The sequence below is a fragment of the Gryllotalpicola sp. CP2-P1 genome, assembly GCF_057512245.1.
In genome coordinates this window covers 1-2,410 of sequence record NZ_JBLRDT010000285.1, presented here as the reverse complement: position 1 = coordinate 2,410, position 2,410 = coordinate 1, and the positions used below count along the sequence as shown (strand labels likewise).

At 69.7% G+C, this 2,410-nt stretch carries 3 protein-coding genes; all 3 read left to right on the top strand.

Annotated features, from left to right (window positions below; genetic code table 11):
* A partial coding sequence (locus tag ACM2XV_RS14305; RefSeq protein ID WP_487027413.1) for an ROK family protein occupies positions 1-689 on the top strand: 689 nt, incomplete at its 5' end.
* A gap of 98 nt (positions 690-787) precedes the next feature.
* The gene (locus ACM2XV_RS14300) at positions 788-1,273 is read left to right on the top strand and encodes a MarR family winged helix-turn-helix transcriptional regulator (RefSeq protein WP_487027412.1); all 486 of its coding nucleotides are present in this window, start codon (positions 788-790) and stop codon (positions 1,271-1,273) included.
* Positions 1,257-2,410 (top strand): ABC transporter permease (locus tag ACM2XV_RS14295; protein WP_487027411.1); only part of this gene is annotated, 1,154 nt, incomplete at its 3' end. The genes ACM2XV_RS14300 and ACM2XV_RS14295, both read left to right, overlap by 17 nt.

Genomic DNA, 2,410 nt, shown 5'->3' with positions numbered 1-2,410 from the left:
ACGGCTTCTGGCGCCTGATGAACCCGCAGCTGACCGTGCGCCTCGAGGGCTACGGCCGGGTCGTGGTCGAGAACGACGCGAACCTCGCCGTCCTGGCAGAGCGAGCCCGGCTCGGCGCCGAGATCGAGTCCTTCGCCGTGCTGCTCTCCGGCGAGCGCTTCGGTGCGGGGATCATGGTCGACGGCCATCTGCTGCGCGGTCGCCACGGCGGCGCCGGCGAGCTGCGTCTGCTCAACCTCGTCGATGACGTCGGCAGTGCCGACGGCCTCGGGCACCTTGCACGCGAGTGGGGCCGAGAGGCGGCCCGCGCCGGGAAGGTGAAGCCGAAGACGCCGCTGGCGGCCTCGCCCGCCGACCGGCTCACGGCCGAGGACGTGCTGGCCGCGGCATCCCGCAACGACCCGGTGGCGACCCGGATCGTGGCGCGCCTCGGCGACCGGCTCGCGCAGATCGCCGAGATCCTCGTCAGCCTGCTCGACGTCGAGCGCGTGATCGTCGCCGGGGCGATCGCGGCAGCCGCCGGGCCGATCATCGAGTCCGCGCAGCGCAGCCTCGCCGAGAACTTCTACCCGCCGCTGCCGGTGGTCGCGGCATCAGAGCTCGGCGGCGACGTCGTCGTGCTCGGCGCCATCCAGCGCGCGCTGAACGAGGTGCGCACCGACCCGTTCGAGCTGCAGCCTGTGCTCTGACGGGGTGGCGCGGCCGCCCTCAGTGCAACGCGCAACCGCCTCGGCCGAGAGCCGCCCGATTAGTTGATTTCAGCACGCAACTAGTTTATAGTTGCATAGTGGAACAATCACGCGGGGAGATCGAACAGCAGCTGCACGAGCAGCTGCTGCGCATCTGGTACCGGCACACCGCAGCGGCGGCCCTGCTGACCGAGAGCGACAGCGCCCTCGACCCGATCGCGCAACTGCTGCTGCGCATGGTGATCGGCCAGGGCCCGGTGCGCTCGAGCGAGCTCGCTGAGCAGATGGGCCTGTCGCGCCCCGCCGTCAGCCGGCGCGTCGCCTCGCTCGAGAGCGCGGGACTCGTGGCATCCGTTCGCGACCCGCAAGATGGTCGCGCAAGCCTTCTCAGCGCGACCGATGACGGCAGGGCCCGCATCGACGCGATCACCCACAGCGGCGCCGCCACCGTCAAAGACCTTGTCGGGGATTTCACGACAGACGAGATCGACACGCTCACCCGACTTCTCAAACGGTTCAACGACACCTCGACCGCCCGCATCGCCACCAGCCTCACGAAGGAAGCACATGACCAGCACAGCTGAAGCCGTCACCCCGATCGAGGCGCCGGCCCCCGCCGGCATCCGCGCCCGCTATCGCGCCTGGTACGGGAAAATGCCCACCGGGCTGCAGATGATCGGCCTGCAGCTCTGGCTGCCGGTGTTCTTCGTCATCGCCTTCGTGTTCTGCTACGTCTTCGCGTTCCACGCGCCGGCGTTCAAGAACGTGCCCGTCGCGGTCGTCGGCCCCAGCTCGGTCATGCAGCCGGTCGCCGAGCAGCTGCAGGGCGAGTCGAAGGGCGCCGTCACGGTGCGCGTCGTCGAGTCGCTCGCCGACGCCAAGGCCCAGGTCCGCAGCGGTGAGCTCGCCGCCGCCTACCAGCCGGGCGACGGCAGCGCGAACCTCGTGATCGCGAGCGCCGGCAGCTTCCAGCTCGCGAGCCTCGCCCAGCAGTTCTTCCAACAGGTCGGCGCCGCCTCGCAGACGACGGTGCACGTGGACGATCTCGCCCCGCTGCCCGCCTACGACTCGTTCGGCACCTCGCTCTTCTACCTCACGCTCGTCTGCACGATCGCCGGCTACATGGTCTCGATGTTCGTCGGCATGATGGGCGGCGGCCTGAAGCACTGGCAGCGGTTCTCGGTGTTCGCCGGCGCCAGCATTCTGCTGCCCGGTCTCGCCCTCGCCCTCGCGCGCTTCGTGGTGCATGCCGTCGACGGGCACTTCTTCCAGCTCTGGGCGATCGGCGCCGCGACGAGCTTCGCCATCGGCTGTGTGGTGAACGGCCTCGCCTATTTCATGGGGCGCTTCGTCACCGGCGCCGCGCTGCTGCTGTTCGTCTTCGCGAACGTGCCGGGCTCCGGCGGTGCGTACCCGCCCGCGCTCGTGCCGCAGCCCTTCCGTTTCCTGCACGACTTCGTCTCGGGAACGGCGACGATCAATCTCTTCCGCCGCACGGCATACGGTGTCGGGCCCGAGGCGTGGCACGGTTGGGTCCTGCTCGGCGTCTACACCGCGATCGGCATCGTGCTCGCGCTGGCCGGCAAGCCGTTCTTCATGTGGAAGATGCGCCGGCAGCGCCTTGCGGGCAAGAAGTCGATGATGATCAGCGCGCAGATCGCGTCGATGACGCACGCGGGCTATGTCACGCCCGTCGTCGCGGGGGCTGCCACCGGTGCGAC